The organism is Pseudomonas sp. NPDC089407 (assembly GCF_044900445.1).
Lineage (GTDB): Bacteria > Pseudomonadota > Gammaproteobacteria > Pseudomonadales > Pseudomonadaceae > Aquipseudomonas.
On the sequence record NZ_JBJDNB010000043.1, the window covers coordinates 13,993 to 39,294 of the forward strand.

General features: G+C 62.5%; 22 protein-coding genes. 11 read left to right on the top strand and 11 right to left on the bottom strand.

What is annotated here, in order from left to right; all coding sequences use genetic code 11:
* Positions 1-12: 12 nt before the first annotated feature.
* Both ACI2KG_RS25620 and ACI2KG_RS25625 read right to left on the bottom strand, forming a co-directional pair.
* Positions 13-1,932, bottom strand: coding sequence for a methyl-accepting chemotaxis protein (locus ACI2KG_RS25620; RefSeq protein WP_404663776.1), 1,920 nt, complete (start codon positions 1,930-1,932; stop codon positions 13-15).
* 244 nt (positions 1,933-2,176) lie between these two features.
* The gene (locus ACI2KG_RS25625) at positions 2,177-3,067 is read right to left on the bottom strand and encodes a neutral zinc metallopeptidase (RefSeq protein WP_400614213.1); all 891 of its coding nucleotides are present in this window, start codon (positions 3,065-3,067) and stop codon (positions 2,177-2,179) included.
* Positions 3,068-3,267: 200 nt separating this feature from the next.
* On the opposite strand from ACI2KG_RS25625, the gene pcaH reads away from it, so the two are divergent.
* Together pcaH and pcaG are read left to right on the top strand one after the other, a co-directional pair.
* A complete protein-coding gene (gene pcaH / locus ACI2KG_RS25630) occupies positions 3,268-3,987 on the top strand; it encodes a protocatechuate 3,4-dioxygenase subunit beta (RefSeq protein WP_400614215.1) in 720 nt (239 codons plus the stop codon).
* A 10-nt stretch (positions 3,988-3,997) separates the two neighbouring features.
* A complete protein-coding gene (gene pcaG, locus ACI2KG_RS25635; protein WP_003251601.1) occupies positions 3,998-4,603 on the top strand; it encodes a protocatechuate 3,4-dioxygenase subunit alpha in 606 nt (201 codons plus the stop codon).
* Between the two features lie 129 nt (positions 4,604-4,732).
* Here pcaG and trmA read toward each other — a convergent pair whose 3' ends face one another.
* The 3 genes from trmA to ACI2KG_RS25650 form a co-directional block, all read right to left on the bottom strand.
* A complete protein-coding gene (gene trmA, locus ACI2KG_RS25640; protein ID WP_404663777.1) occupies positions 4,733-5,818 on the bottom strand; it encodes a tRNA (uridine(54)-C5)-methyltransferase TrmA in 1,086 nt (361 codons plus the stop codon).
* Positions 5,815-7,110 (bottom strand): NCS2 family permease, encoded by a 1,296-nt coding sequence (locus tag ACI2KG_RS25645; RefSeq protein WP_404663778.1) that lies wholly within the window; start codon positions 7,108-7,110, stop codon positions 5,815-5,817. The genes trmA and ACI2KG_RS25645 overlap by 4 nt, the downstream gene beginning before the upstream one ends.
* A 280-nt stretch (positions 7,111-7,390) precedes the next feature.
* A complete protein-coding gene (locus ACI2KG_RS25650) occupies positions 7,391-8,611 on the bottom strand; it encodes an MFS transporter (RefSeq protein ID WP_404663779.1) in 1,221 nt (406 codons plus the stop codon).
* Between the two features lie 355 nt (positions 8,612-8,966).
* Here ACI2KG_RS25650 and ACI2KG_RS25655 point away from each other — a divergent pair, with 355 nt between their 5' ends.
* The 3 genes from ACI2KG_RS25655 to ACI2KG_RS25665 are packed head-to-tail and all read left to right on the top strand — an operon-like array spanning position 8,967 to position 11,578.
* A complete protein-coding gene (locus ACI2KG_RS25655) occupies positions 8,967-10,403 on the top strand; it encodes a cytochrome ubiquinol oxidase subunit I (RefSeq protein WP_404663780.1) in 1,437 nt (478 codons plus the stop codon).
* 3 nt (positions 10,404-10,406) lie between these two features.
* Complete coding sequence (gene cydB / locus ACI2KG_RS25660) at positions 10,407-11,414, top strand: cytochrome d ubiquinol oxidase subunit II (protein WP_400614225.1); 1,008 nt, start codon at positions 10,407-10,409, stop codon at positions 11,412-11,414.
* An 8-nt stretch (positions 11,415-11,422) separates the two neighbouring features.
* A complete protein-coding gene (locus ACI2KG_RS25665) occupies positions 11,423-11,578 on the top strand; it encodes a DUF2474 domain-containing protein (RefSeq protein ID WP_404663781.1) in 156 nt (51 codons plus the stop codon).
* Between the two features lie 116 nt (positions 11,579-11,694).
* Here the strand turns inward: ACI2KG_RS25665 and ACI2KG_RS25670 are convergent, their stop codons facing one another.
* Positions 11,695-12,819 carry a methyltransferase gene (locus ACI2KG_RS25670; RefSeq protein WP_404663782.1) on the bottom strand — a complete coding sequence of 375 codons (1,125 nt, stop codon included), beginning with the start codon at positions 12,817-12,819 and terminating at the stop codon, positions 11,695-11,697.
* Between the two features lie 96 nt (positions 12,820-12,915).
* A complete protein-coding gene (locus ACI2KG_RS25675) occupies positions 12,916-13,623 on the bottom strand; it encodes an autoinducer binding domain-containing protein (protein WP_404663783.1) in 708 nt (235 codons plus the stop codon).
* 214 nt (positions 13,624-13,837) lie between these two features.
* On the opposite strand from ACI2KG_RS25675, the gene ACI2KG_RS25680 reads away from it, so the two are divergent.
* Complete coding sequence (locus ACI2KG_RS25680; RefSeq protein ID WP_404663784.1) at positions 13,838-14,614, top strand: ferredoxin--NADP reductase; 777 nt, start codon at positions 13,838-13,840, stop codon at positions 14,612-14,614.
* Positions 14,615-14,704: 90 nt separating this feature from the next.
* Here ACI2KG_RS25680 and mscL read toward each other — a convergent pair whose 3' ends face one another.
* Complete coding sequence (gene mscL, locus ACI2KG_RS25685; protein WP_400614235.1) at positions 14,705-15,124, bottom strand: large-conductance mechanosensitive channel protein MscL; 420 nt, start codon at positions 15,122-15,124, stop codon at positions 14,705-14,707.
* Positions 15,125-15,300: 176 nt separating this feature from the next.
* On the opposite strand from mscL, the gene radA reads away from it, so the two are divergent.
* Positions 15,301-16,671: a DNA repair protein RadA gene (gene radA, locus ACI2KG_RS25690; RefSeq protein ID WP_019472669.1), complete on the top strand. Its 1,371-nt coding sequence runs from the start codon at positions 15,301-15,303 to the stop codon at positions 16,669-16,671.
* 325 nt (positions 16,672-16,996) lie between these two features.
* On the opposite strand, the gene ACI2KG_RS25695 is transcribed toward radA, so the two are convergent.
* Together ACI2KG_RS25695 and ACI2KG_RS25700 are read right to left on the bottom strand one after the other, a co-directional pair.
* Positions 16,997-18,514: a nucleobase:cation symporter-2 family protein gene (locus ACI2KG_RS25695; protein WP_404663785.1), complete on the bottom strand. Its 1,518-nt coding sequence runs from the start codon at positions 18,512-18,514 to the stop codon at positions 16,997-16,999.
* A gap of 260 nt (positions 18,515-18,774) precedes the next feature.
* Entirely contained in the window at positions 18,775-19,143 is a 369-nt protein-coding gene (locus ACI2KG_RS25700; RefSeq protein ID WP_404663786.1) for a PilZ domain-containing protein, read from the bottom strand.
* A gap of 163 nt (positions 19,144-19,306) precedes the next feature.
* Between ACI2KG_RS25700 and ACI2KG_RS25705 the strand changes: the two genes are divergently transcribed.
* The 3 genes from ACI2KG_RS25705 to yjiA all read left to right on the top strand — a co-directional run bounded on the left by ACI2KG_RS25705 (position 19,307) and on the right by yjiA (position 22,760).
* Positions 19,307-21,373, top strand: a complete 2,067-nt coding sequence (locus tag ACI2KG_RS25705; RefSeq protein WP_404663787.1) for a carbon starvation CstA family protein — start codon at positions 19,307-19,309, stop codon at positions 21,371-21,373.
* Positions 21,374-21,386: 13 nt separating this feature from the next.
* Positions 21,387-21,584 (top strand): YbdD/YjiX family protein, encoded by a 198-nt coding sequence (locus tag ACI2KG_RS25710; RefSeq protein ID WP_085626863.1) that lies wholly within the window; start codon positions 21,387-21,389, stop codon positions 21,582-21,584.
* Between the two features lie 198 nt (positions 21,585-21,782).
* Positions 21,783-22,760: a GTPase gene (yjiA, locus tag ACI2KG_RS25715; RefSeq protein ID WP_404663788.1), complete on the top strand. Its 978-nt coding sequence runs from the start codon at positions 21,783-21,785 to the stop codon at positions 22,758-22,760.
* Here yjiA and ACI2KG_RS25720 read toward each other — a convergent pair.
* Positions 22,720-24,207, bottom strand: a complete 1,488-nt coding sequence (locus ACI2KG_RS25720) for a methylenetetrahydrofolate reductase C-terminal domain-containing protein (protein ID WP_404663789.1) — start codon at positions 24,205-24,207, stop codon at positions 22,720-22,722. The genes yjiA and ACI2KG_RS25720 overlap by 41 nt on opposite strands.
* Positions 24,208-24,430: 223 nt before the next feature.
* Between ACI2KG_RS25720 and ACI2KG_RS25725 the strand changes: the two genes are divergently transcribed.
* Positions 24,431-25,255, top strand: coding sequence for a 5-methyltetrahydropteroyltriglutamate--homocysteine methyltransferase (locus ACI2KG_RS25725; RefSeq protein WP_404663790.1), 825 nt, complete (start codon positions 24,431-24,433; stop codon positions 25,253-25,255).
* Positions 25,256-25,302 lie beyond the last annotated feature (47 nt).

Below are 25,302 nucleotides of genomic sequence, written 5' to 3' on the forward strand. Positions count from 1 at the left end.
AGGTTCTTCAGGTCAAACGCGGAACTGGCTGACCAGGGTCTGCAACTGCCCGCCCAGGCGCGCCAACTCGACACTGGACGCCGCCGTCTCATCACTGGCCGCCGCCGTCTGCTCCGACACATCACGCACATTCAGGATGCTGCGGCTGATCTCTTCGGCCACCGCACTCTGCTGCTCGGCCGCCGCAGCAATCTGCTGGTTCATCGACTGAATGCTCGACACCGTGCTGGTGATATTTTCCAGTGATACCCCGGCCTTGCGCGCCAGTTCGACGCTGCTGTCGGTCAGGGTGCGGCTGCCTTGCATGGCGTTGGCCACTTGCTGGGTGCCATGCTGCAGGCTGGCAATCAACTCTTCGATCTCTTCGGTGGACTTCTGCGTGCGTTGCGCCAGGCCGCGCACTTCGTCGGCAACCACGGCAAACCCACGGCCCGCCTCACCAGCCCGCGCCGCTTCGATCGCCGCGTTCAGCGCCAGCAGGTTGGTCTGTTCGGCCACCGACTTGATCACGTCCATCACGCTGCCAATCTTCTGGCTTTCCTGTTGCAGCAGGTTCATGGCCTCGGTGGAGCGGTGCATGTCTTCGGCCAGGCGCTCGATCTGGCCAATCGCCTCACCCACCACGCGGTCACCGGCGCGGGCTTCGTCATCGGCACCGGTGGCGGCGTGCGAGGCCTGTTCGGCATTACGCGCCACTTCCTGAACGGTGGCGGCCATTTCATGCATGGCGGTGGCCACCTGGTCGGTCTCGACCTTCTGGCTGTTGGCGCCAGCGCTGGTCTGCTCGGTCACGGCCGACAGCTCTTCGGCGGCGCTGGCGATCTGGGTGACGCCATCGCGAATACCGCTAATCAGGTCGCGCAGGGTGGTGCCCATGCGTGCGATGCCTTGTTGCAGTACGCCCAGCTCGTCGCGGCGGGTGACGCGCAGGTCGTGAGTCAGGTCGCCGCTGGCGATCTTTTCTACTGCTGCGAGGGTGTCACGCAACGGGCGGGTGATCTGGCGGGTGATCAGGACCGCTGCCAGCACACCTACCAGCAACGCCAGCAATGTGGCGATGGCTTGCAGGCTGCGGGCCTGGGTGCTTTCGATGTCACGGCGCTCCAGCTGGATCTGGTACAGCGCGTCGCTGCGCTTGACGATGTCGGCACCTTGCACGGTCATTTCGGCGCGCGAGGTAGTGATGTTGGCGACTGCGTCGCGGAGCTGGCGCACGGCGTCGCGGTAGGCCAGCACTGCGCTTTCGTACTGCTGCAGGCGTGTGCTTTCGCCAGGCAGCTGGCGCTTGAGGTTATCGATGTCGGCCAGTGCCGCATCCAGCTGGCGCAGGGCGGCCTGTTCATTGGCGGCACTGTTGTCGGCAATATAGCCACGCACGTCGATGCGCACTTGCAGCAGTTGCTGGCGGGCCTTGCTGATCAGTTGGTACTGGGCAAGGCGCATACTGTCGGCCTCGGGGCGAGCCATCACTTCCTGGCTAAGCACGTCCATGGCCTGGTCGGCGCGGCTGGCCGAGCTGTCCATGGCGCTTCGTGCGGTGCGGGTGGCGTCGTAGCCCTGGCGCATCTTGTTCAATGACAGCTTGTAGGCGCTGATGGTTTCGCCCAGTTCGCTCAGCAGCTGGATGTTCTCAGGGCTCTTGAACGTGCGGGCCAGGTAGGCCTGCTGCTTACTGAAGGCGTCCAGCTTGGCCTGGGTGTTGGCAGCTGCGGCATCGTCGCCGTTGGCGATCATGTACTGCAGGCGCGCGATGCGCAGGTCGGTGAGGTCCTTGTTCAGCTGGCCGATGTCACCCATCCAGTTACTGCGGTCGATCAGGCTGCCCAGGCTGGTCCAGCCGGTCAGGGCCAGCAGGCCGGTGAGGATCAGCACCAGGCCGAAGCCCAGGCCGAGTTTGAGGTTGACGCTGATGTTGGCGAACCAGCTGTTCATGCACGCACTCCAGAAGTAGTTTTCGCTCTCTTGATCTTCGATCGCCAGGCGTTGTTGTTCTGGATGCCCGCTGACTCGTGCAGGGGTTATCGGCAGTGATCATGGAAGCTGAAACGCTTTTTCAGCAATAACGATTACGCGATTTTTGTAGGAGCGGCCTTGTGTCGCGCAAGGGCCGCGAAGCGGCCCCTTCGCGACACAAGGCCGCTCCTACACTGACCGCGTCAGCCTGTTGGGCAAGGCATCAGAGGTTACGCGCACTGAAGGTGTCGCAGCGGTTCACCTCGCCTTCGGCAAACCCGGTCTTGAACCAGCGCACCCGCTGCGCCGAGGTGCCATGGGTGAACGAGTCCGGTACCACACGCCCGCGGCCCTGCTGCTGCAGGCGGTCATCGCCAATGGCATTGGCTGCGTTCAGCGCTTCCTCGACATCACCCGGCTCCAGCCAGTTCAGGCGCTTCTGCGCCTGGTAGGCCCATACCCCGGCCAGGCAGTCGGCTTGCAGTTCCTGGCGCACCAGCAGGCCGTTGTCGCCTTCCATGCGCTGGCCGCTGCGGCGAGCGGCATCGACCTTGGCCGACACCCCCAGCAGCGTTTGCACATGGTGGCCGATTTCGTGGGCGATCACGTAGGCCTGGGCGAAATCACCGGCTGCGGCGAAGCGGGTTTCCATCTCGCGGAAGAACGAGGTGTCCAGGTACACCTGCTGGTCGGCCGGGCAGTAGAACGGCCCCACCGCCGCTGAGGCAAAGCCACAGGCCGAATTGACCTGGCCGCTGAACAACACAAGCTTGGGGTCACGGTATTGTTTGCCGGCTTCGGCAAACAGAGCCTTCCAGGTGTCCTCGGTATCGCCCAGGATCGAGGCGACGAACTCGGCTTGTTCGTCGTTGGCCGGCGGCGCCTTGCCGCCAGCGCCACGGGGGGCTGTTTGCTGTTGCTGCTGTTCCATCTGGCCAGTAAGCTGGCCCAGGATCTGCAACGGGTCCTGCCCGGTGAGCCAGCCAATACCGACGATCAGCAGAATCGCGCCGAGTCCCAAGCCTTTACCGCCGCCGAATCGCATGCCGCCACCGCCACCTGCGCCTCGGGCATCAACCACATTGTCGCTGCGTCGGCCTTTTCGCCATTCCATGAATGCGCTCCAGAGCGTGAAACAAGAAGACAAATATTAGTTCAGGTCAATCGATGGCGACAGACATAGGTGTTAAAGCATAACCATATGGTTATGTTTGCATGGCTTCATTTCAATATTCGTCACGCACGACATGCCGGAAACTGCAAGTCCGCCTGCCACGCCCAGGCTTTTACATAATTCCAAGAGAGGAAACCGGCATGCCCGCACAGGACAATAGCCGCTTCGTGATCCGTGATCGCAACTGGCACCCGAAAGCCCTTACGCCTGACTACAAGACGTCCATCGCCCGCTCGCCGCGTCAGGCTCTGGTCAGCATCCCGCAATCGATCAGCGAAACCACCGGCCCCGACTTTTCCCACCTGGGTTTCGGTACCCATGACCATGACCTGCTGCTGAACTTCAACAACGGTGGCCTGCCGATCGGCGAGCGCATCATCGTTGCCGGCCGCGTCGTCGACCAGTACGGCAAGCCTGTGCCGAACACCCTGGTGGAGATGTGGCAAGCCAACGCCGGCGGCCGCTATCGCCACAAGAACGACCGCTACCTGGCACCGCTGGACCCCAACTTCGGTGGCGTCGGCCGCTGCCTGACCGACCGTGACGGCTACTACAGCTTCCGCACCATCAAGCCGGGCCCGTACCCATGGCGCAATGGCCCGAACGACTGGCGCCCGGCGCACATCCACTTCGCCATCAGCGGCCCGTCGATCGCCACCAAGCTGATCACCCAGCTGTACTTCGAAGGTGACCCGCTGATCCCGATGTGCCCGATCGTCAAGTCGATCGCCAACCCTGAAGCCGTGCAGCAGTTGATCGCCAAGCTCGACATGAGCAGCGCCAATCCGATGGACTGCCTGGCCTACCGCTTCGACATCGTGCTGCGCGGCCAGCGCAAGACCCACTTCGAAAACTGCTGAGGACCCCGCCATGCCAATCGAACTGCTGCCGGAAACCCCTTCGCAGACCGCCGGCCCCTACGTGCACATCGGCCTGGCCCTGGAAGCGGCCGGCAACCCGACCCGCGATCAGGAAATCTGGAACCGCCTGGCCAAACCGGATGCACCGGGCGAGCACATTCTGCTGCTTGGCCAGGTGTACGACGGTAACGGCCACCTGGTGCGCGACTCGTTCCTGGAAGTGTGGCAAGCCGACGCCAATGGCGAGTACCAGGATGCCTACAACCTGGAAAACGCCTTCAACAGCTTTGGCCGCACTGCGACCACGTTCGATGCCGGTGAGTGGACCCTGCACACGGTCAAACCGGGTGTGGTGAACAACGCCGCTGGCGTGCCGATGGCGCCGCACATCAACATCAGCCTGTTTGCGCGGGGGATCAACATTCACCTGCACACACGCCTGTATTTCGATGACGAGGCCCAGGCCAACGCCAAGTGCCCGGTGCTCAACCTGATCGAGCAGCCGCAACGCCGTGAGACGCTGATTGCCAAGCGCTGCGAAGTGGACGGGAAGACGGCGTATCGCTTTGATATCCGTATTCAGGGGGAAGGGGAGACGGTGTTCTTCGACTTCTGATTCAAGTCTTCTGGGGCCGCGTTGCGGCCCGTCGCGACACAAGGCCGCTCCTACAGGAAATCGCATTCCCCTGTAGGAGCGGCCTTGTGTCGCGAAAGGGCTGCAAAGCAGCCCCGGCGATTTGGCAGGTCAACGCCGAACCAGCAACACACCACTTTCCATATGGTGGGTATACGGGAACTGGTCAAACAACGCACACCGCTCGATGCGGTGGGTGTCCTGCAACTGGGCAATGTTTGCCGCCAGCGTCTCCGGGTTGCACGAGATGTACAGGATCCGCTCGAAACGCCGGGTCAGCTCGCAGGTATCCGGGTCCATCCCTGCGCGCGGCGGGTCGACGAACACCGTACCGAAGTCATAGCTTTTCAGGTCGATGCCTTCCAGCCGGCGGAACGGCCGCACCTCGTTCAGCGCCTGGGTCAGCTCTTCTGCCGACAGGCGCACCAACCGCACGTTATCCACAGCGTTCTCGTCGAGGTTGCTCAACGCGGCATTGACCGACGTCTTGCTGATCTCGGTGGCCAGCACCTGGCGCACGCGGGTGGCCAGTGGCAGGGTGAAGTTGCCGTTGCCGCAATACAGCTCCAGCAGGTCGTCCTCACGCTCGCCAATTGCCTCGAACGCCCAGCTCAGCATCTTCTGGTTTACTGCACCGTTAGGCTGGGTGAAGGCACCTTCCGGCTGGCGATAGCTGAACACACGGCCAGCCACGTCGAGTTTTTCCACCGCGTAGTCGCGGCCGATTACCAGGCGCTTGCCTTTGGAGCGGCCAATCACGCTAACGCCCAATGTCTCGGACAGCTGCCGTGCAGCCACTTCCCAGGCCTCGTCCAGCGGGCGGTGGTAGCACAGGGTGATCATGGCGTCGCCCGCCAGGGTGGTGAGGAACTCCACCTGGAACAGGCGGTTGCCCAGTGCTTCGCTGGCCTGCCAGGCTGCTTTCAGGCGCGGCATCAGTTCGTTGATGCGCTGGCTGGCAATCGGGAAGTCGTCGATCAGGATCGCCTTGTGCTTCTCGCCCGGGGCGAACATGGCGTAGTGACGCTGGCCATCCTCGCGCCACAGACGGAACTCGGCGCGCAGGCGGTAGTGCTCACGCGGCGAGTCGAAAACAGCCGGCTCCGGCGCGCCGAACGGCGCCAGCAGCTCGCGCAGCCGGGCCACCTTGGCATCCAGCTGGGTGGCGTAGGAGGAGGGGTCGAAAGCAGCACTCATGCGTTGAACCAGCCCAGCTTGATGACGAACAGGATGGAAAGGATCACCAGGGCCGGGTTCAGGTCGCGGTGGCGGCCGGAGATCAGCTTGACGGCGGTCCAGGAGATGAAGCCGAAGGCGATGCCGTTGGCGATCGAGTAGGTCAACGGCATGGCCAGGGCGGTTACCACCACCGGTGCGGCTTCGGTGACATCGTCCCAGTTTATTTCTGCCAGGCCCGAAGCCATGAGCACCGCGACGAACAGCAGTGCCGGGGCGGTGGCGAAGGCTGGCACGCTACCGGCCAGCGGCGCGAAGAACAGGGCCAGCAGGAACAGCACGGCGACCACGATGGCGGTCAGGCCGGTACGGCCACCGGCGCTCACGCCTGCGGCAGACTCGATGTAGCTGGTGGTGGTCGAGGTGCCCAGCAGCGAACCGGCCATGGCGGCGGTGCTGTCGGCAATCAGCGCACGGCCCATCTTCGGCATGTGGCCGTCCTTGCCCATCAGCCCGGCGCGCTTGGCCACGCCGATCAGGGTGCCGGAGTTGTCGAACAGGTCGACGAACAGGAAGGCGAAGATCACGCTGACCAGGCCCACGTCCAGTGCGCCGGCGATGTCCAGTTGCAGGAAGGTCGGTGCAAGCGACGGCGGCATGGAAACGATCCCGGCAAATGGCGTCACGCCCATCACGATCGAGGCGATGGTCACCACCAGGATGCCGATCAGGACGGCGCCGCGCACTTTCAGCGACTCCAGGCCTACGATCAGGAAGAAGCCCAGGGTGGCGAGGATCGGTGCCGGCTGCTTGAGGTCGCCCAAGCCTACCAAGGTAGCCGGGTTATCGACGACGATACCCGCGTTATGCAGGGCGATCAGCGCCAGGAACAGACCGATACCGGCGGCAATCGCCGAGCGCAGCGGCAACGGGATGCTGTTCACGATCCATTCGCGGATGCGGAAGATCGACAGCAGGAAGAACATCACCGCCGACAGGAACACCGCGCCCAGTGCCACCTGCCAGGTGTGACCCATGTGCAGCACCACGGTGTAGGTGAAGAACGCGTTCAGGCCCATGCCCGGCGCCAGGGCGATCGGGTAGTTGGCGATCAGGCCCATGGTGGTAGAGCCGATGGCCGCTGCCAGGCAGGTGGCGACGAAGATCGCGCCCTTGTCCATGCCGGTCTCGCCGAGGATGCTCGGGTTGACGAACAGGATGTAGGCCATGGCCAGGAAGGTCGTGACGCCCGCGAGAATCTCGGTGCGCACGTTGGTGTTATGTGCTCTTAGTTGAAACAGCCTTTCCAGCATGCCCGCTCCCCAAGGCGCCCCCGGCGCCATGAATATATCGACCCCATCAGCAAAGCACAGACCGTACCGGTTGCCGTGGTTTTGTGTGGGGAGGAAAAAAGCCGCGCATCATACCAGCATGCTGGACGGGGGCCTATGGCCGTTGGGAATGGGATTTTTATAGCCTGTTCTGGCCCTATCGCCGGCAAGCCAGCTCCCACAGGTACACCACCGTTGCTGAAACCTGTGCAGTACCTGTGGGAGCTGGCTTGCCGGCGATAGGGCCAGAACAGGCCAGCAATCAACCGTTATGCAGCCGATCCCGCTTGGCCAGCGTAGGGAACAGTTTTATCCACACCCCAGTCACCAGCAAAGTGCCCACCCCACCCATCACCACAGCCGGCACTGTACCAAACCAGTGCGCCGTCACCCCCGATTCAAACTCGCCGAGCTGGTTCGAGGCACCAATGAACAGCCCGTTCACCGCGCTCACCCGCCCGCGCATTTCATCTGGCGTCTCCAGCTGCACGAACGAACTGCGAATGACCATGCTGATCATGTCCGCCGCGCCCAGCACCACCAGCACCGCCAGCGAGAACCAGAACGAGGTGGACAGGCCAAAGGCAATGGTCGCCACGCCGAAAATGCCCACTGCCGTGAACATGGTGCGGCCGACATTACGCTCGAACGGGAAGCGCGCCAGCCACAGCGACATCAGCAGCGCCCCTACCGCTGGCGCCGAGCGCAGCAGGCCGAGGCCCAGTGGGCCGGTCAGCAGGATGTCCTTGGCAAACACCGGCAGCAGCGCGGTGGCGCCGCCCAGCAGCACGGCGAACAGGTCCAGCGAGATGGCGCCGAGGATGTCGGGGCGGCTGCGGATGAAGCGGATGCCCGCCAGCAGCGACTCGATGCTGGCGCGCCCGCGCTGCACCACCTGGCCGCGCGCCTGCAGGCTCAGGGTCAGTACGCAGGCGATGGCGTACAGGGCCACGGTTGGGCCGTACACCCAGAGGCTGCCGAAGGCATACAGGAAGCCGCCAACCGCCGGCGCGACAATGGTCGCCGACTGCGTGGCCGAGGCCGACGCTGCCACAGCCCGCGGGAACAGCCCGGGCGGTACCACGTTGGGCAGCAGCGCCTGGGTCGCCGGCATTTCGAACGAGCGGGTGGCGCCGAGCAGGAAGGCCAGGGCGAAGATCAGCTCGCGGGTAACGTTGTCGGTGGCGCTGCCCACGGCCAGCGCCAGGGCAATCAGCCCCTGCAGGCTCTGGCACAGGGCGGCGACCTTGCGCCGGTCGTAGCGGTCGGCGACATGCCCGGTATGCAGCATGAACAGCACGCGTGGGGCGAATTCGACCAGGCCGACCAGGCCCAGGTCCAGCACATTGCCGGTCAACTGGTAGAGGTGCCAGCCAATGGCCACGGTGAGCATCTGGAAGCCGCTGGCGGTAAACACGCGGGCCAGCCAGAACGCCAGGAAAGGGCGGTGATGACGCAACAACTGCGGTGCGGATTCGGACATCGGAAACCAGGGGCCTCGGCGCAGTAGACGGGGTGCGCAGCGTATCACCTGTTTGTAACAAACGGTTACTGTTTGCCCGGATCGGCACTTTTTCAGTGTTTATGTAAGAGGGTGGGGCAACCGGTCACGCGGCAATCAACCACACGGCTCGCCGGGCCATTCGGGACTATGCTTTCTGGCAGTCATTGATCTGGGTCAATCATTGCAAATGAAACGATCCGGTCGTGATCGGGCCATCGGCCCTAATCCCTGCAAATCGAACAGAACAATTCCAACTCGCCGTACTCGACTATGTGGGGGCAGTGGGCGACAGGGCCACGAGCCCGAACGCCGGATTATCTGAAGAGGAAGCACTATGTTCGGTTTAGAGGCCCTAGATCTCGCCCGAATCCAGTTCGCGTTTACCGTGTCTTTTCATATCCTGTTCCCGGCCATCACCATTGGCCTGGCGAGCTACCTCGCAGTGCTTGAAGGCCTTTGGCTGAAGACCGACAAGCAGGTGTACCGCGACCTTTACCACTTCTGGTCGAAGATCTTCGCTGTCAACTTCGGCATGGGCGTGGTTTCCGGGCTGGTGATGGCGTATCAGTTTGGCACCAACTGGAGCCGTTTTTCCGAATTCGCAGGTTCGGTGACCGGGCCGCTGCTGACCTATGAGGTGCTGACGGCGTTCTTCCTTGAAGCCGGCTTCCTCGGTGTGATGCTGTTCGGCTGGAACCGTGTTGGCCGCGGGCTGCACTTTTTCTCCACCTGCATGGTGGCGCTCGGCACGCTGGTGTCGACATTCTGGATTCTGGCTTCCAACAGCTGGATGCACACCCCACAGGGGCATGCCATTGTCGATGGCCGGGTAATCCCGGTTGATTGGCTGGCGATTATCTTCAACCCGTCATTCCCGTTCCGACTCATGCACATGGCCACCGCCGCCTTTGTTGCCACGGCGTTTTTCGTCGGTGCCTCGGCGGCCTGGCACCTGCTGCGCGGGCGTGACAACCCGTCGGTGCGCAAGATGTTGTCGATGGCCATGTGGATGGCTTTGATCGTGGCGCCGATCCAGGCAGTGATCGGTGACTTCCATGGCCTCAATACCCTCAAGCACCAGCCGGTGAAGATTGCCGCCATCGAAGGGCATTGGGAAAACACCCCAGGCGAACCGACCCCGCTGATCCTGTTCGGCATCCCCGACATGCAAGCCGAAACCACGCGATTCAAAGTCGAGATCCCAGCGCTGGGCAGCCTCATCCTGACCCACAGCCTGGACCAGCAAGTGCCGGCGATGAAGGAGTTTCCCGCCGAGGACCGGCCCAATTCGACGATCATCTTCTGGTCGTTCCGGGTGATGGTTGCGCTTGGCTTGCTGATGATCGCTGCGGGGCTGTGGAGCCTGTTGTTACGCAAAGGCGGCAAGCTCTACAGCTCGCGTCCGTTCCTGCACTTTGTGATGTGGATGGGGCCGTCTGGGCTGATTGCGATCCTGGCCGGCTGGTTCACCACCGAAATCGGGCGACAGCCTTGGGTGGTCTACGGCGTTATGCGCACAGCCGATGGCGTGTCCAACCACAGTTATGCCCAGCTGGGCTTTACCTTGGTGGCGTTCGTGGTGGTGTACTTCGCCCTGTTCGGCACCGGTTTCGCCTACATGATGCGCCTGGTGCGCAAAGGCCCACACACCGGCGAAGGCGACGAAACACGCCCTGGCGGGCCAGGCCAGAAGCGCACACCTGCGCGGCCGCTGTCCGCTGCCGAGGACGGCAGCGAAGCCTCAACTGCAGACCTGAGCAAGGGGAACTGAGCCATGGGTATCGACCTTCCGTTGATCTGGGCCGTGATCATCATTTTCGGCGTCATGATGTATGTGGTGATGGATGGCTTTGACCTCGGTATCGGCATGCTCTTCCCCTTCGTCAAGGGCGAGCGTGACCGGGACGTGATGATGAACACGGTGGCACCCGTATGGGACGGTAACGAAACCTGGCTGGTGCTGGGTGGCGCCGGCCTGTTTGGCGCGTTCCCGATGGCCTACGCGGTGGTACTCGAAGCGCTGTACCTGCCGCTGATCCTGATGCTGATTGGCTTGATCTTCCGCGGGGTGGCCTTCGAGTTCCGCTTCAAGGCCAGCGCCCACCGTCGCCACCTTTGGGACAAGGCGTTCATCTGGGGTTCGCTGGTGGCCACGTTCTTTCAAGGTGTGGCATTGGGGGCGTTCATCGAAGGCTTCAAGGTCGTCGACCGGCACTACGCCGGCGGTTCGCTGGACTGGTTGACGCCGTTCAGCATTTTCAGCGGCCTGGGGCTGATCGTGGCGTATGCGCTGCTGGGCTGCACCTGGTTGATCATGAAGACCGAGGGCCCGCTGCAGGAACAGATGCACAAGCTCGGGCGGCCGCTGGCCTTGGTGTTGCTCGCTGTGATCGGTATCGTCAGCTTGTGGACACCCGTGGCTTATCCACAAATCGCCGACCGCTGGTTCAGCATGCCTAACCTGATCTGGTTCATGCCGGTGCCGTTGCTGGTGCTGGTGACGTTCTACGGGCTGTTCAAGGCGGTGGCGCGCAACGCTCACTACACACCGTTCCTGCTGACGTTGGTGCTGATTTTCCTGGGTTACAGCGGTCTTGGCATCAGCTTGTGGCCCAATATCATTCCGCCGTCGATTTCGATCTGGGAGGCTGCGGCGCCACCCCAAAGCCAAGGCTTCATGCTCGTGGGTACCTTGTTCATCCTGCCCTTCATCCTTGGCTACACGTTCTGGAGCTACTACGTGTTCCGCGGCAAGGTGACTCACGACCAGGGCTATCACTAGGAGGCCGAATGATGACGGGCAAGCAGAGCCTTGAAGAAAAGAAACCGCTGTGGCAGCGGCTGGGTTGGCTGGTGCTGATCTGGGCAATGAGTGTTGCAGCGCTGGGGGTGGCGGCGTGGGTCATGCGTTTGTTCATGGGGGCTGCTGGCCTGACCACCCATTAAGGTAAGCCTGCTCTGGCCCAGCGCCGGCAAGCCAGCTCCCACAGGGAGAGCATCAGCCTCAAGCCCTGTGCAGTACCTGTGGGAGCTGGCTTGCCGGCGATAGGGCCGGTACAGGCTTACTTGCGGGCTTTGAGGATAACGAACTTGGGCGTAGCCGCCACCTGCTCAACCCCACGGAACAACCGCGCCAGCTTGCTGTGGTAGCCCAGGTGGCGGTTCCCCACGATATACAGCGCCCCACCCACCACCAGCGCTTCGCGCGCCTGCTGGAACATGCGCCAGGCGAGAAAATCGCCCACCACTTGCTGCTGGTGGAACGGCGGGTTGCACAGCACCACATCCAGCGACTGCTTTTCTACTCCGGCCAGGCCGTCGGCTGCCGCGAAGGTCGCCGCTCGCTCGCCCAGCGCAGCCTGCCAGTTTTCCCGTGCCGATTGCACCGCCATGTACGACTCGTCAACCAAGGTGTACTCGGCATCCGGGTTGGCCAGGGCGCTGGCTATCGCCAGCACGCCGTTGCCGCAACCCAGGTCCGCCACCCGCCCACGGCCGAGGTCGCGGGGCAGGTGCGGAAGGAGCGCCCGGGTGCCGATGTCCAGGCCCTCGCGGCAGAACACGTTGGCGTGGTTGACCAGTTCCAGCGCGGGCACATCGAGGCGATAGCGGCTGGGATAAGGCGAGCGGGCGACGGGCCGCTCGGCTACCGTCGCAGTCAGCAAGCGGGCCTTTTTCTGTGCCAGCGAAGCCTGCACCGGGCCGATGTATTTCTCCATCAGCTCGCCAGCGGCCCGTGGCAGGTGCTTGATCATTGCCCCGGCGATCACCTGTGCACCGGGCGCCAACTGGCCCTGTAGGCGGATTAGCTGCTCTTCGAGCAAGGCCAGGGTCTTGGGCACGCGCACCAACACCCGGTCGAACGGGCCTTGCCAGTGTTCGCTGGCCGGCACGAATGGCACGCTGTCGAACGGCAGGCCATTGCGCACCAGGTTCTTTTCCAGGGCCAGGTGCGCCAGGTGTGAGTCGCCGCTGCTGACCACCTGCAGCTGGCCGGCCAGGCTGGCAGCCAGGGCGCCGAAGCTGTCATTGAGCACCAGTACCCGGCAGCTGGCGTCAGGTGCCTGTTCGTGCAACTGCGCAAGCAGGTACTCGTCGGCGGCATCGAAAGCCTGCAACGGGTCGTTGGCCTGCTCCGGTTGGCGGATCAGGTCGAGTTCGGCGTAGGGGGTGGTCAACAGGGGCATGGCGTCTGGCTCGGGTATGAAACTGCCCGTTGCGGTTCGCCCCGGGCTTTGCCGGGCGATTCTACAGGGCTTTGGCCGAGGTCGCAGGCTTGAAGGTCAGATCCAGCCGCGCAGAGCTGCGATGGCGATGGCGCCGGCCTTGTTGGCAGCGTTGGTCTTGGTGATGACGCTGCGGATATGAAAGTTTACCGTGCTTTGCGACAGTGACAGGATGCAGGCCACGTCGTTGGCTGTTTTGCCAGCGGCCGACCACCTCAGCACTTCCAGTTCCCGCTCGCTCATTTTCGGGGGTGGCGGGCACAGCGCATTCAGGTGGTGCTCGCCCAGCACCGCGTGCAGGGTGTGACACAACCATTGCACGTTGCCGGCATTTCCGTAAAGTTCGCCGCTGTCGATGTCGCCGACGCGCCGGGATACGCTGATTTGACTTTCGTTATGCTGCAGGTCGTGCACTGACTGGGTCCAGCCATGGCGTAGACCGTACCAACAAGCCTCTTCGCGAAATTGCGGCACCTCGCGGTACAGGTCGTCCGTCCACAATACAGGCATGGTCGAGCTATGGCTTACGTTGGCAGCAGCGTCTTGCTTGTAGAAATCCTCGCGCTGGCACCGCTCGATCCATCCGTTTGGGTAATTGCTGTACAGGTACAGCTTCGGCGTTTGTGTAGCGATTTGAATGCGGATCTTTAACCCGAGGTAATCCATGCCCAAGTCTTGTGCCAGGTGCACCGCGATGTCGAACAGCTTCCTTGGGCTGCGTTCACTGACGAAGGCTTGGAGATGTTCGGGTTTCCAGTGCTGCATCTGTAACGCTCCTCGGGGACGCAGAATCCAATCCGTTTGAGTACCCGGATGATTGTAGGAAAAGACCTACCATCCTGTTGGGATTTTTTTGTTATAGCGATCAGGTTTTTCTGCAACTTCGGCATGATCGCCGTAGATGAGGCCCTACAAAGCGGTGGTTTTTATCCCGGCCACTTTAGGCGACACTGTGCGCATGCAAACCTTGGAGCCCGATATGACCGCTAGCGCCGAAAAATTCACTCGCCAGACCCTGCTCGATGTTCAGCCACTGACGCCGAACCTCTTCAGCCTGCGGGTTACGCGCGATGCGGGGTTCCGCTTCCGTTCCGGCCAGTTCGCCCGCCTGGGTGTGACCAAGGCCGATGGCAGCGTGGTGTGGCGCGCCTATTCTATGGTCAGCGCGCCGCATGACGAGCACCTCGACTTCTTCTCCATCGTGGTGCCGGGCGGTGAATTCACCAGTGAACTGAGCCGGCTAGGGGCGGGTGACACCCTGCTGATCGACCGCCAGGCCTTCGGCTTCCTGACCCTGGACCGCTTTGTGGGTGGTCGCGACCTGTGGCTGCTGGCTACTGGCACCGGCATTGCGCCATTTATGTCGATCCTGCAGGACTTCGAGGCCTGGGAGCGGTTCGACAGCATCAAGCTGGTGTATTCAGTGCGCGAAGCGAAGGAGCTGGCCTATGTGGATGCAATCGCCGGGCTGGAGCAGCGTGACTACCTGGCCGAGTTTGCCGGCAAGCTGCAGTTCATTCCGGTGGTGACCCGCGAGCAGCACCCGGGGGCGTTGAACCAGCGCATTACCACGTTGATCGAGAATGGCGAGCTGGAGAAGGCGGCGGGGCTGGAGCTGTCGCCGGAGCATTCGCGGGTGATGTTGTGTGGCAACCCGGAAATGATCGACGAGACGCGCAAGGTACTGAAAGCGCGCGATTTGCAATTGAGCCTGAGCAAGCGGCCGGGGCAGGTGGCTGTGGAAAACTACTGGTAAGGCGAGCTGCAAGCCTTAAGCTGCAAGCTTCAAGAAAAGGCAGCCCCAGTTCACCTACCTGCTTTTTCTTGCAGCTTGCAGCTTGCAGCCTTAAGGCAACCGATTCTGGTTCTGCGTCTTGAGCAAATCGCGAATCTCGGTCAGCAAGGTCTCTTCAGCCGAAGGCACTGGCGGCGCAGAAGGCGCCACGGCCTCTTCACGCTTCAGGCGGTTGATCGCCTTCACGCCCATGAAAATGGCAAACGCCACGATCACGAAGTCGATCACCGTCTGGATAAACTTGCCGTACGCCAGCACTACCGCAGGCACGTCACCCTCGGCAGCCTTCAGGGTAATGGCCAGGTCACTGAAGTCCACGCCACCGATCAGCAGGCCCAGTGGCGGCATGATCACGTCGCCGACGAAGGACGAGACGATCTTGCCGAAGGCCGCGCCGATGATGATACCAACCGCCATGTCGACGACATTGCCTTTGACCGCGAAGGCCTTGAACTCATTGAGCATGCCCATGTTTAGATCCTTGTAACAAAAGGTAAGGTTAACGCAGTGTAAGCCACTAGAACGCTTCATGCGTTGTGTACAGGGCTACAGACTGCAGTTAGAACGAATAGTTTTGTCGCACGCGGAAGCGTTCGAGACACGTCTTGCTCGGCTATCATGGCGGTTTTTTCCAGGAGACCCCTCCCATGGCCAAAGCCAAGCGCTTGTATGGCTGCACCGAGTGCGGCGCGACCTTCCCCAAATGGGCCGGACAGTGCGGCGAATGCGGGGCCTGGAACACCCTGGTCGAAACCATGATCGAAAGCGGCGGCGCCGCGGCGCCCAGCAGTGGCCGTGCCGGCTGGACCGGGCAGCAGGCGCAGATCAAGACCCTGGCCGAAGTCAGCGTCGAGGAAATCCCGCGCTTCACCACCAGCAGCACCGAGCTGGACCGCGTGTTGGGTGGCGGCCTTGTGGATGGTTCGGTGGTGCTGATCGGCGGCGACCCCGGCATCGGCAAGTCGACCATCCTGCTGCAGACCTTGTGCAACATCGCCGTGGGCATGCCGGCGCTGTATGTCACCGGTGAGGAATCGCAGCAGCAGGTGGCCATGCGTTCGCGGCGCCTGGGCCTGCCCCAGGACCAGCTCAAGGTGATGACCGAAACCTGCATCGAGACCATCATTGCCACGGCGCGCGTCGAGAAACCGCGGGTGATGGTGATCGACTCGATCCAGACCATTTTCACCGAGCAACTGCAGTCGGCCCCCGGCGGCGTGGCCCAGGTACGCGAAAGCACGGCGTTGCTGGTGCGCTACGCCAAGCAGAGCGGTACAGCGATCTTCCTGGTCGGCCACGTGACCAAGGAAGGTTCGCTGGCCGGCCCACGGGTGCTGGAACACATGGTTGATACCGTGCTGTATTTCGAGGGCGAGTCCGATGGCCGCCTGCGTTTGTTGCGGGCGGTGAAGAACCGCTTTGGCGCGGTCAACGAACTGGGCGTGTTCGGCATGACCGACCGCGGCCTGAAAGAAGTGTCCAACCCGTCGGCGATCTTCCTCAACCGTACCCAGGAGGAAGTGCCCGGTAGTGTGGTAATGGCCACCTGGGAAGGTACCCGACCGATGCTGGTCGAAGTCCAGGCACTGGTCGACGACAGCCACCTGGCCAACCCGCGCCGGGTCACCCTGGGCCTGGACCAGAACCGCCTGGCCATGCTGCTGGCGGTGCTGCACCGCCACGGGGGTATCCCGACCCATGACCAGGACGTGTTCCTCAACGTGGTTGGCGGGGTCAAGGTGCTGGAAACCGCTTCCGACCTGGCGCTGCTGGCGGCGGTTATGTCCAGCTTGCGCAACCGGCCCTTGGCTCATGGCCTGCTGGTGTTTGGCGAGATTGGCCTGTCGGGCGAGGTGCGGCCGGTGCCAAGCGGGCAGGAGCGGTTGAAGGAAGCGGCCAAGCATGGGTTCAAGCGGGCGATCGTGCCCAAGGGCAATGCGCCGAAAGAGTCGCCGGCGGGGTTGCAGGTGATTGCCGTGACCCGGTTGGAGCAAGCTCTGGATGCGTTGTTTGAGTGATGTATAGCCTGTACCGGCCTATTCGCGGGAATGTGGGAGCGGGCTTGTCCCGCGAATAGGGCGACACTGTCCTTTGGCACCGGCTACGCCGGTGTTCGCGGGGCAAGCCCTAATGCCAGTCAGTTAAGACTGCCGGGGCTGCTGTGCAGCCCATCGCCGGCAAGCCAGCTCCCACACCGACCGCATCGGATTCAAGCCATGCGCCATATTGTGGGAGCCTGGCTTGCCGGCGATGGGCCGCAACGCGGCCCCAAATTGCTTAACTGACCGGCATTAGGGCAAGCCCGCTCCCACAGGCCCCTCCACCTCACCGCTCAGTCAGCGGTCAATGCTCGGCCACCGGCGTGCGCCTGACCGTTTCATTGCCATGCTCGTCCAGTTCCAGCATCGGCACTTCGTTACCCTCGGCATCGAACAGCTTGCCATCCTTGAAGTAGTCACCGTCACGCAGCGCGGAAATGTCCGAGTACTGGATGGTGCGCTCGTAGGCTGCGGCGAACACCGACTGGTTTTCCGAGTTGCCGGTGGTGAAGTGGTTGAAGATCAGGTTCAGCAGGATGGCCATGATCGCCGCCGAGCTGATACCCGAGTGGAAGATGGTCTCGAACCAGTTCGGGAAGTTGTGGTAGAAGGTCGGCGCGGCAATCGGGATCATGCCGAAGCCCAGCGAGGCGGCGACGATGATCAGGTTGACGTTGTTCTTGTAGCTGACCTTGGACAGGGTTCGGATACCACTGGCAGCCACGGTGCCGAACAGCACGATACCGGCGCCGCCGAGCACCGGGGTAGGCACGGCGGCAATCACCCGGCCCATTACCGGCAGCAGGCCGAGTACCACCAGGATAACGCCGCCGGTGGCCACCACGTAGCGGCTCTTGACCCCGGTCACGGCCACCAGGCCGACGTTCTGGGCGAATGCGCTCTGGGTGAACGAACCAAAGATCGGCGCCAGGATGCTCGATGCCATGTCGGCGCGCAGGCCGTTGCCCAGGCGCTTGGAGTCGACCTTGGTCTCGATGATTTCACCCACGGCGAGGATGTCGGCCGAGGTTTCCACCAGGGTTACCATGATCACGATGCACATCGACAGGATCGCGGCGATGTGGAATTCCGGCATGCCGAAGTGGAACGGCGTGGGGAAGGCGAACATCGGGCCTTCGCTGACCTTGCTGAAGTCGGTCATGCCCAGTGCCCAGGCGATCAGCGTGCCGACCACCATGGCCAGCAGGATCGACAGGCGCGAGATGGTCGCGCTGCCCAGCTTGCTCAGCAGCAGCACGATGGCGAAGGTCAACCCGGCCAGGCCGATGTTGGCCACGCTGCCGAACTCGGGCGAAGCGCTGTTGCCGCCCATCACCCAGCGCGCGGCGACCGGCATCAGGGTCAGGCCAATGGTGGTGATGACGATGCCGGTCACCAGCGGCGGGAAGAACTTGGTGATGCGCGAGAACACCGGGGTGATCAGGAAACCGATCAGCGATGCTGCCATGACCGCGCCAAGCACGCCCGGCAAGCCACCGCCGCCCTCACTGCTGAGGATTGCGCCCATGGTCGCCACACCGGCGAACGACACGCCCTGCACCAGCGGCAATTGGCAGCCGAAGAACGGCAAGCCAAGGGTTTGCAGCAAGGTGGCCAGGCCACCGGCAAACAGCGAGGCAGCAATCAGCATGCCGATCTCGGCACCGTTCAGGCCAGCGGCCTGCCCCAGGATCAGGGGTACCGCCACGATCCCACCATACATGGTCAGCACATGCTGCAGACCATAGGCCAGGTTGGCACCAAGCCCGAGGTTTTCATCCTCGGGGCGTTTGGCGGGAGACGTGCTAGGGGACGTAGTCATGGAGCAGGCTCTCTGTTTATTGTTGTGTCGCTACTGTAGACACTTCCTACAAATGATTGCCACAAGAATTGTATACAATATTTTGATCGGATCGCGCACAGGTTCGGCTGCAGGGTGCGCGAAAACCCAATGCAGAAGGCGTACCAACTCATCAGAAGCTGTACTAGAGGGGTGTGTACAAAGGGCTGCTACCCAGGCTTAAAGCTGTCTGGGTAGACAAGAAACAGAAGATGGGAAGGCTGTTAGCCGACTAACAGATTCTATTCTTCGATGAGTTCGCGCAGCTCGCGCATCATTTCGGTGCTGTCGGCCACGTTCAATTCCACAAGACGGTGCAAATGGCTCATCGAGTCGATGTCGATATACAGGCAGATGAAGCCCAGCCGATGAGGTTCTTCGTGGCGCAGTTCAACCTGCATCTGCACCTCGGTCACTTCGTCGTTGAGCAGGATGTAGGCCTCGAAATCCTGGGTCAGGTCGGCATTCCAGGGTTGCGGGCATTCGACCAGCAGGCCTTTGAGGGACAGGTCGAGCAATTTCACCTCCCAGCAACGTTCGCCCTGGCACAAGCGGGTCGGGGCATCGAACTTGATACGCTGGAAACGGCGGCGTTCGTCGTGATTGCTCATGGGCGGAGTCTCCGGGTGACATCCTGACTATAGTTAGAAGTATGTGCATCAGGTACCGCAATCTGGCCGCAGAGGCTCTAGACCAAAGCAAGTGTGGCAATGCGCGATGACTGGCCCTAGACTCGGTGGGCGGTCTTTCCAATCCACCAGCTGGAAGCTAACCATGAACAACAATAATAGCCTGCTACGCCACATTCCGTGGCTTGCGCTGGCCGTCATAGGGGCCTGCGCGCTGGGTGTGGTAGCCCTGCGTCGCGGCGAGGCAATCAACGCCTTGTGGATCGTGGTCGCGTCAGTGGCCATCTACCTGGTTGCCTATCGCTACTACAGCCTGTTCATCGCCACCAAGGTGATGCAACTCGACCCGCGCCGTGCCACACCGGCGGTGCTCAACAACGACGGCCTGGACTACGTTCCGACCAACAAACACATTCTATTCGGTCACCACTTCGCCGCCATCGCCGGTGCAGGCCCACTGGTGGGTCCGGTACTCGCCGCGCAAATGGGCTACCTGCCCGGCACGCTGTGGCTGATCGCCGGCGTGGTGCTGGCCGGTGCGGTGCAGGACTTCATGGTCCTGTTCCTGTCTACCCGCCGCAATGGCCGCTCGCTGGGCGACATGGTGCGCGAGGAGATGGGCCGCATTCCGGGCACCATCGCCTTGTTCGGCTGCTTCCTGATCATGATCATCATCCTCGCCGTGCTGGCGCTGATTGTGGTGAAGGCCCTGGCTGAAAGCCCATGGGGCATGTTCACGGTGATGGCGACCATCCCGATCGCGATGTTCATGGGCGTCTACATGCGCTACATCCGCCCGGGCCACATCGGTGAAATCTCGGTCATCGGCGTGGTGCTGTTGCTGGGTTCGATCTGGCTGGGGGGCCAGATTGCGGCTGATCCGGTATGGGGCCCGGCGTTTACCTTCACCGGGGTACAGATCACCTGGATGCTGGTGGGCTATGGCTTTGTCGCGGCTGTGTTGCCGGTGTGGCTGGTACTGGCGCCGCGCGACTACCTGTCGACCTTCCTCAAGATCGGCACCATCATCGCCTTGGCCATCGGCATCCTGATCACCATGCCCGAGCTGAAGATGCCAGCGCTGACCCAGTTCACCGACGGCACCGGCCCGGTGTGGAAGGGCACCCTGTTCCCGTTCCTGTTCATCACCATTGCCTGTGGTGCGGTGTCCGGCTTCCACGCGCTGATTTCCTCGGGCACCACGCCCAAGCTGCTGGATAACGAAACCAACGCCCGCTACATCGGCTACGGCGGCATGCTGATGGAGTCGTTCGTCGCCATCATGGCCATGGTGGCTGCGTCGGTGATCGAGCCAGGCGTGTACTTCGCCATGAACAGCCCGGCTGCCGTGGTTGGCGCCGACGTTGCATCGGTGGCGCAGACGGTCAGCAGCTGGGGCTTCCTGATCACACCGGAGCAACTGGAGGCGGTCGCCCGCGACATCGGCGAGCACACCATCCTGGCCCGCGCCGGGGGGGCACCGACCCTGGCAGTCGGTATCGCGCAGATCCTGCACCATGTACTGCCGGGTGAAAACACCATGGCCTTCTGGTACCACTTCGCGATCCTGTTCGAGGCGCTGTTCATTCTTACCGCAGTAGACGCTGGTACCCGTGCCGGCCGCTTCATGCTGCAGGACTTGCTGGGCAGCTTCGTGCCAGCCCTGAAACGCACCGAGTCGTGGGGGGCCAACCTGCTCGCCACCGGCGGTTGCGTGGCGCTGTGGGGTTACCTGCTGTACCAGGGTGTGATCGACCCGCTGGGTGGCATCAACACCCTGTGGCCGCTGTTCGGTATCTCCAATCAGATGCTGGCCGGTATTGCCCTGATGCTCGGCACCGTGGTGCTGATCAAGATGAAGCGCGAGCGCTACATCTGGGTCACCCTGCTGCCGGCTACCTGGCTGCTGATCTGCACCACCGCGGCAGGCCTGATCAAGCTGTTCGACCCGAACCCGGCGGTTGGTTTCCTGGCCCTGGCCAAGAAGTACAGCACCGCACTGGACGCCGGTCAGGTATTGGCCCCGGCCAAGGACATCGGGCAGATGCAGCACGTGATCTTCAACGCCTACACCAACGCCGGCCTGACCATCCTGTTCCTGCTGGTGGTGTTCAGCGTGCTGTTCTTTGCCCTCAAGGTCGGCTACGCCGCCCTCGGCCGCAAGGAGCGCAGCGACAAGGAAACCCCGTTCCAGGCCCTGCCTGACGCTTGAGAGGACTGCAGCCATGTTCAACGACCTGGGTCGACTGGGTAAATACCTGGGGCAGGCAGCCCGCCTGATGGTCGGCATGCCCGACTACGACAACTATGTCGAGCACATGCAGAAGACACACCCGGACAAGCCGGTCATGACGTACGAGCAGTTCTTCCGCGAACGTCAGGAAGCACGTTACGGCGGTAAGTCCGGGCCCAAGTGCTGTTGAGCCACAAGCGTTAACCTGTCCCGGCCTCATCGTCGGCAAGCCAGCTCCCACAGGTACTCCATAGGCCACAAGGTTTGTGCAGTACCTGTGGAGCAGCTTTCTAAGGAAATGCACAGGCCGCAAGGCTTGTGCAGTACCTGTGGGAGCTGGCTTGCCGGCGATGAGGCCAGTGTTTTTTCCGCACAGGAGAAGTTCTGCGTGCAGACGCCCATTCCCGTCACCATCCTCACCGGCTTCCTCGGCGCCGGCAAGACCACCTTGCTCAAGCACATGCTCAAGGCCGAGCACGGCCTGAAGCTGGCTGTGATCGAAAACGAATTCAGCGAAGCCGGCATCGACAGCCAGCTGCTGGGCGACCAGCCGGTGCAGGTGATGACCCTGGCCAATGGCTGCGTATGCTGCAGCATCCACGGCGACCTGACCCGCGCCTTGTACCTGTTGCTCGAACGCCTGGACGCCGGCGAAATCGCCTTCGACCGCCTGGTGATCGAATGTACCGGCCTGGCCGACCCGGCGCCGGTGGCGCAAACCTTCTTCATCGACGAGGAACTGCGCGAGCGCTATCTCCTCGACGGCATCATCACCCTGGTCGATGCCATGCATGCCGACTTGCACCTGACCCAGACCATCGCCCAGGCCCAGGTCGGCTTTGCCGATCGCCTGCTGCTGAGCAAGACCGACCTGGTCGAGCCGGCTGCGGTCGAAGCCTTGCGCGAACGCCTGGCCCGCATCAATGGCCGGGCGGCGATCCGTATCGTTGAGCACGGTCGCATCGACCTGGCAGCGCTACTGGATGTGCGCGGTTTCAACCTCAACCCCGACCTGGGCGCACACTTGAAACCCTCGCTGCGCCCGGTACTCAAACCCGCCACACCAGACCGCATCGGCACGATGGTGCTGCGCACGGAAACCGCGCTGGATATCGACCGCCTCAGTGGCTTCATGAACGAGCTGCTGGAAACCCACGGCAAGCAATTGCTGCGCTACAAGGGCGTACTGAACATTGCCGGCGAGGAGCGCAAACTGGTGTTCCAGGGCGTGCTCAAGCTGTATGGCTTTGACTGGGACGCCGAGTGGGCCGCAGGTGAAACACGCGAAAGCGTGATGGTGTTTATTGCCGATGACCTGCCCGAGGCTACGATTCGGGCTGGGTTCGAGGCGCTGGCTGCGGACTGAGCCGGTGTGGGGCTTGCGGGGCGAACCACTGCGGCCATGAGCTGCGGTGGCGCGTTTCCACCTCGATGCACGGAATCAGCCGTTCGGTCAGCACGGCAGTTTGCCCCACGGCCTTGGCGGTGCGGTACTTGATGCTGTGGATGCACTCGCGGTCGCCGAACTCGCAGCGGTTCAGCGCAGTACCGCCGCAGGGGCCGTTGGCCAGGCCCTTGGGGCAGGTTTCCGGGCAGATATACAAGGTCTCTTCCAGGCGGCAGCGGCCGCAGGTATCGCAACCCACCAGCGGGCGCTTCACAGTGCGTTCCAGGCTGTGCAGCACGTGTGCACCAACGGGGGTCGCCCACAGGGGTTGGCGCACCGCCCAGCCAAACGCCTTGCTCAGGCTGTTGCGGCGGCTGAACAGCAGCGAATGCATGCCATGCATCAGGTGATAGCGGGCTTTTTCCTTGAACGAGGCATCGACCCGTGACTCGCCCTGGCGCCAGCCCGCATGGGGCGGATGGAACGTCACTGCCGGCAGACCGGGCATCTGCCAGCTGGCCTGCCAGGCAGGCGCCCATTGTTCCAGCGTATGAACCTGCGCTTGCCAGTGCTCCAACCGCGCTTCCAGGGCAAGCAACTGCTTAAGCTCGTGAACCCCCGACAGGTGCACGCCGGCGTAGCCCATCAGTTTGGTACCCACGATCTGCAAGGCCAGGCGGTCAACGCTGCGTGCCTGGGCAAAGGCCTTGGACTGCGCCGTTTCTGCTTCGAGCATGTCACGCATGGACGGTGTGACGGTCACGCCGGCCACGTGGTCGAGCATTGCTGCACGGCCGTGGGTAAGGCTCATCAGGCAGGCCAGCATTGGTTTTGGCGTGGCCTGGCGGCGCATCCAGTGCATGGCTTCCTGGTGCTTGGCGGCATCGAAACCCAGTTGCAGGGTAAGGAAGTCGGCCCCCGCTGCCAGCTTTTTCTCGGCCTTGAAGTACTGCGCGCCGCCTTCTTCCTCGTGGTACTTGAACGGGTTCAGCGCCGCGCCCAGCAACCAGTGCGGGCAGGCCTGCCGGGCAATCTGCAGCGCGGCCACCGACTCCAGGTAGCGCACCGGACGCTGGCCAGGTTCATGCCCGGGCAAGCGGTCACCGGTCAGCAGCAACAGCTGGTCGAGGCCGGCGGCGTCCATGCGTTGCAATTGGGCAAGCAGGTGGTGGCGTTCTCGGTCCTTGCCGGAGAAGTGGGGCAGGGCGGGTACCGGGCTGCTGAACGAGGCAAGGGCGTCCAGCGGCGACATGTCCAACGGGCTGCCAACGCGGTCGCCGATGGCCACGGTCATTGGCCAGCCGCACAGGTGCGCACGGTCCATGATCGCCTGCATGGCAGCGAAGCGTTCTGCGGAGGCTTTGGGGACAAACTCCATGACACAGACAAAGTTCTGTTCACGCAGCGCAGTTTTCAGCAGGCTCATGAGGCCGGGCACCTGGTGTAGTCAGGGTGGCATTGTGCGGCAGTAGGCGGGCGAGGTCATGTCCGGATGCGCAGGGTGGTGCTCTGAATGACATGGGTCAGCCCATGCAAAACCATGAACATGAGAATTTCTTGGGTTCATCTCAAATTTTATGAGTTTGTCTCAATACTCCCATCCGCCGGAAAATTGCTTCATCAATTTGAACATGCTGAAGGGACAAGACATGGCACTGGCACATAACCTGGGCTTTCCACACATTGGCGGGGACCGCGAACTGCGGGCCCGCCACTGGCAAGTGCAGAAGGACGCCGGAGTCGAACTGCTGCCAGTCGGCGACTTCGCCCAGCATGACTACGCCCTGAGCACCGATGACCAGCCGTTTGTCCTCAACTGGGAACCCCTGTTCGAAGAAGTCGAGCAAGCCAAAGCGCTGGGCCATCCCGTCAAGCCGGTGGTGGTCGGCCCATTGACCTACCTGTGGCAGGGACAGGCCCGGAACGTCGACTTCGACAAGCTGGAACTGCTCGACCGCCTGTTGCCCCTGTATGACCAGGTTCTTAACCGCTTGGCCGCCTTGGGCGTTGAGTGGGTGCAAATCGACGAACCGATCCTTGCCCAGGCGTTGCCGCAGGATTGGAAAAACGCCTACGAACGCGTCTACAACATCCTTCAGCGTGCGCCGCTGAAGAAGCTGATCGCCACCTACTCCGGTGGTCTCGATGGCAACCTCGGCCTGGCCGCCAACCTGCCGGTCGATGGCCTGCATATCGATCTGGTACAGGCGCCTGAGCAGTACCAGGCCATCCTCGACCGCCTGCCGGCCTACAAGGTACTGTCGCTGGGCCTGGTTGATGGCCGCGACGCCGCGCCTTGCGACCTGGGAAGTACGATTAACCTGCTGCACGATGCCCATGAACGTCTGGGTGAACGGCTGTGGCTGGCGCCGGCCTGCTCGCTGGCTCAATGCACCGTGGAAGTGGCTGTGCAGAAGTGCCGCGAAGTAGCTACGCTGGCCGCTTCGCTGGAGCAGTACCGCGTCGCTGCCTGATCATCTGTTGCCTGTACCGGCCTATTCGCGGGTGAACCCGCTCCTAC

What these genes read in the sequence shown, in the direction of transcription:
- ACI2KG_RS25620 (WP_404663776.1), bottom strand. Translation starts at nt 1,932, where the DNA reads ATGAACAGCTGGTTCGCCAACATCAGCGTCAACCTCAAACTCGGCCTG.
- ACI2KG_RS25625 (WP_400614213.1), bottom strand. Translation starts at nt 3,067, where the DNA reads ATGGAATGGCGAAAAGGCCGACGCAGCGACAATGTGGTTGATGCCCGA.
- pcaH (WP_400614215.1), top strand. Translation starts at nt 3,268, where the DNA reads ATGCCCGCACAGGACAATAGCCGCTTCGTGATCCGTGATCGCAACTGG.
- pcaG (WP_003251601.1), top strand. Translation starts at nt 3,998, where the DNA reads ATGCCAATCGAACTGCTGCCGGAAACCCCTTCGCAGACCGCCGGCCCC.
- trmA (WP_404663777.1), bottom strand. Translation starts at nt 5,818, where the DNA reads ATGAGTGCTGCTTTCGACCCCTCCTCCTACGCCACCCAGCTGGATGCC.
- ACI2KG_RS25645 (WP_404663778.1), bottom strand. Translation starts at nt 7,110, where the DNA reads ATGCTGGAAAGGCTGTTTCAACTAAGAGCACATAACACCAACGTGCGC.
- ACI2KG_RS25650 (WP_404663779.1), bottom strand. Translation starts at nt 8,611, where the DNA reads ATGTCCGAATCCGCACCGCAGTTGTTGCGTCATCACCGCCCTTTCCTG.
- ACI2KG_RS25655 (WP_404663780.1), top strand. Translation starts at nt 8,967, where the DNA reads ATGTTCGGTTTAGAGGCCCTAGATCTCGCCCGAATCCAGTTCGCGTTT.
- cydB (WP_400614225.1), top strand. Translation starts at nt 10,407, where the DNA reads ATGGGTATCGACCTTCCGTTGATCTGGGCCGTGATCATCATTTTCGGC.
- ACI2KG_RS25665 (WP_404663781.1), top strand. Translation starts at nt 11,423, where the DNA reads ATGATGACGGGCAAGCAGAGCCTTGAAGAAAAGAAACCGCTGTGGCAG.
- ACI2KG_RS25670 (WP_404663782.1), bottom strand. Translation starts at nt 12,819, where the DNA reads ATGCCCCTGTTGACCACCCCCTACGCCGAACTCGACCTGATCCGCCAA.
- ACI2KG_RS25675 (WP_404663783.1), bottom strand. Translation starts at nt 13,623, where the DNA reads ATGCAGCACTGGAAACCCGAACATCTCCAAGCCTTCGTCAGTGAACGC.
- ACI2KG_RS25680 (WP_404663784.1), top strand. Translation starts at nt 13,838, where the DNA reads ATGACCGCTAGCGCCGAAAAATTCACTCGCCAGACCCTGCTCGATGTT.
- mscL (WP_400614235.1), bottom strand. Translation starts at nt 15,124, where the DNA reads ATGGGCATGCTCAATGAGTTCAAGGCCTTCGCGGTCAAAGGCAATGTC.
- radA (WP_019472669.1), top strand. Translation starts at nt 15,301, where the DNA reads ATGGCCAAAGCCAAGCGCTTGTATGGCTGCACCGAGTGCGGCGCGACC.
- ACI2KG_RS25695 (WP_404663785.1), bottom strand. Translation starts at nt 18,514, where the DNA reads ATGACTACGTCCCCTAGCACGTCTCCCGCCAAACGCCCCGAGGATGAA.
- ACI2KG_RS25700 (WP_404663786.1), bottom strand. Translation starts at nt 19,143, where the DNA reads ATGAGCAATCACGACGAACGCCGCCGTTTCCAGCGTATCAAGTTCGAT.
- ACI2KG_RS25705 (WP_404663787.1), top strand. Translation starts at nt 19,307, where the DNA reads ATGAACAACAATAATAGCCTGCTACGCCACATTCCGTGGCTTGCGCTG.
- ACI2KG_RS25710 (WP_085626863.1), top strand. Translation starts at nt 21,387, where the DNA reads ATGTTCAACGACCTGGGTCGACTGGGTAAATACCTGGGGCAGGCAGCC.
- ACI2KG_RS25720 (WP_404663789.1), bottom strand. Translation starts at nt 24,207, where the DNA reads ATGAGCCTGCTGAAAACTGCGCTGCGTGAACAGAACTTTGTCTGTGTC.
- ACI2KG_RS25725 (WP_404663790.1), top strand. Translation starts at nt 24,431, where the DNA reads ATGGCACTGGCACATAACCTGGGCTTTCCACACATTGGCGGGGACCGC.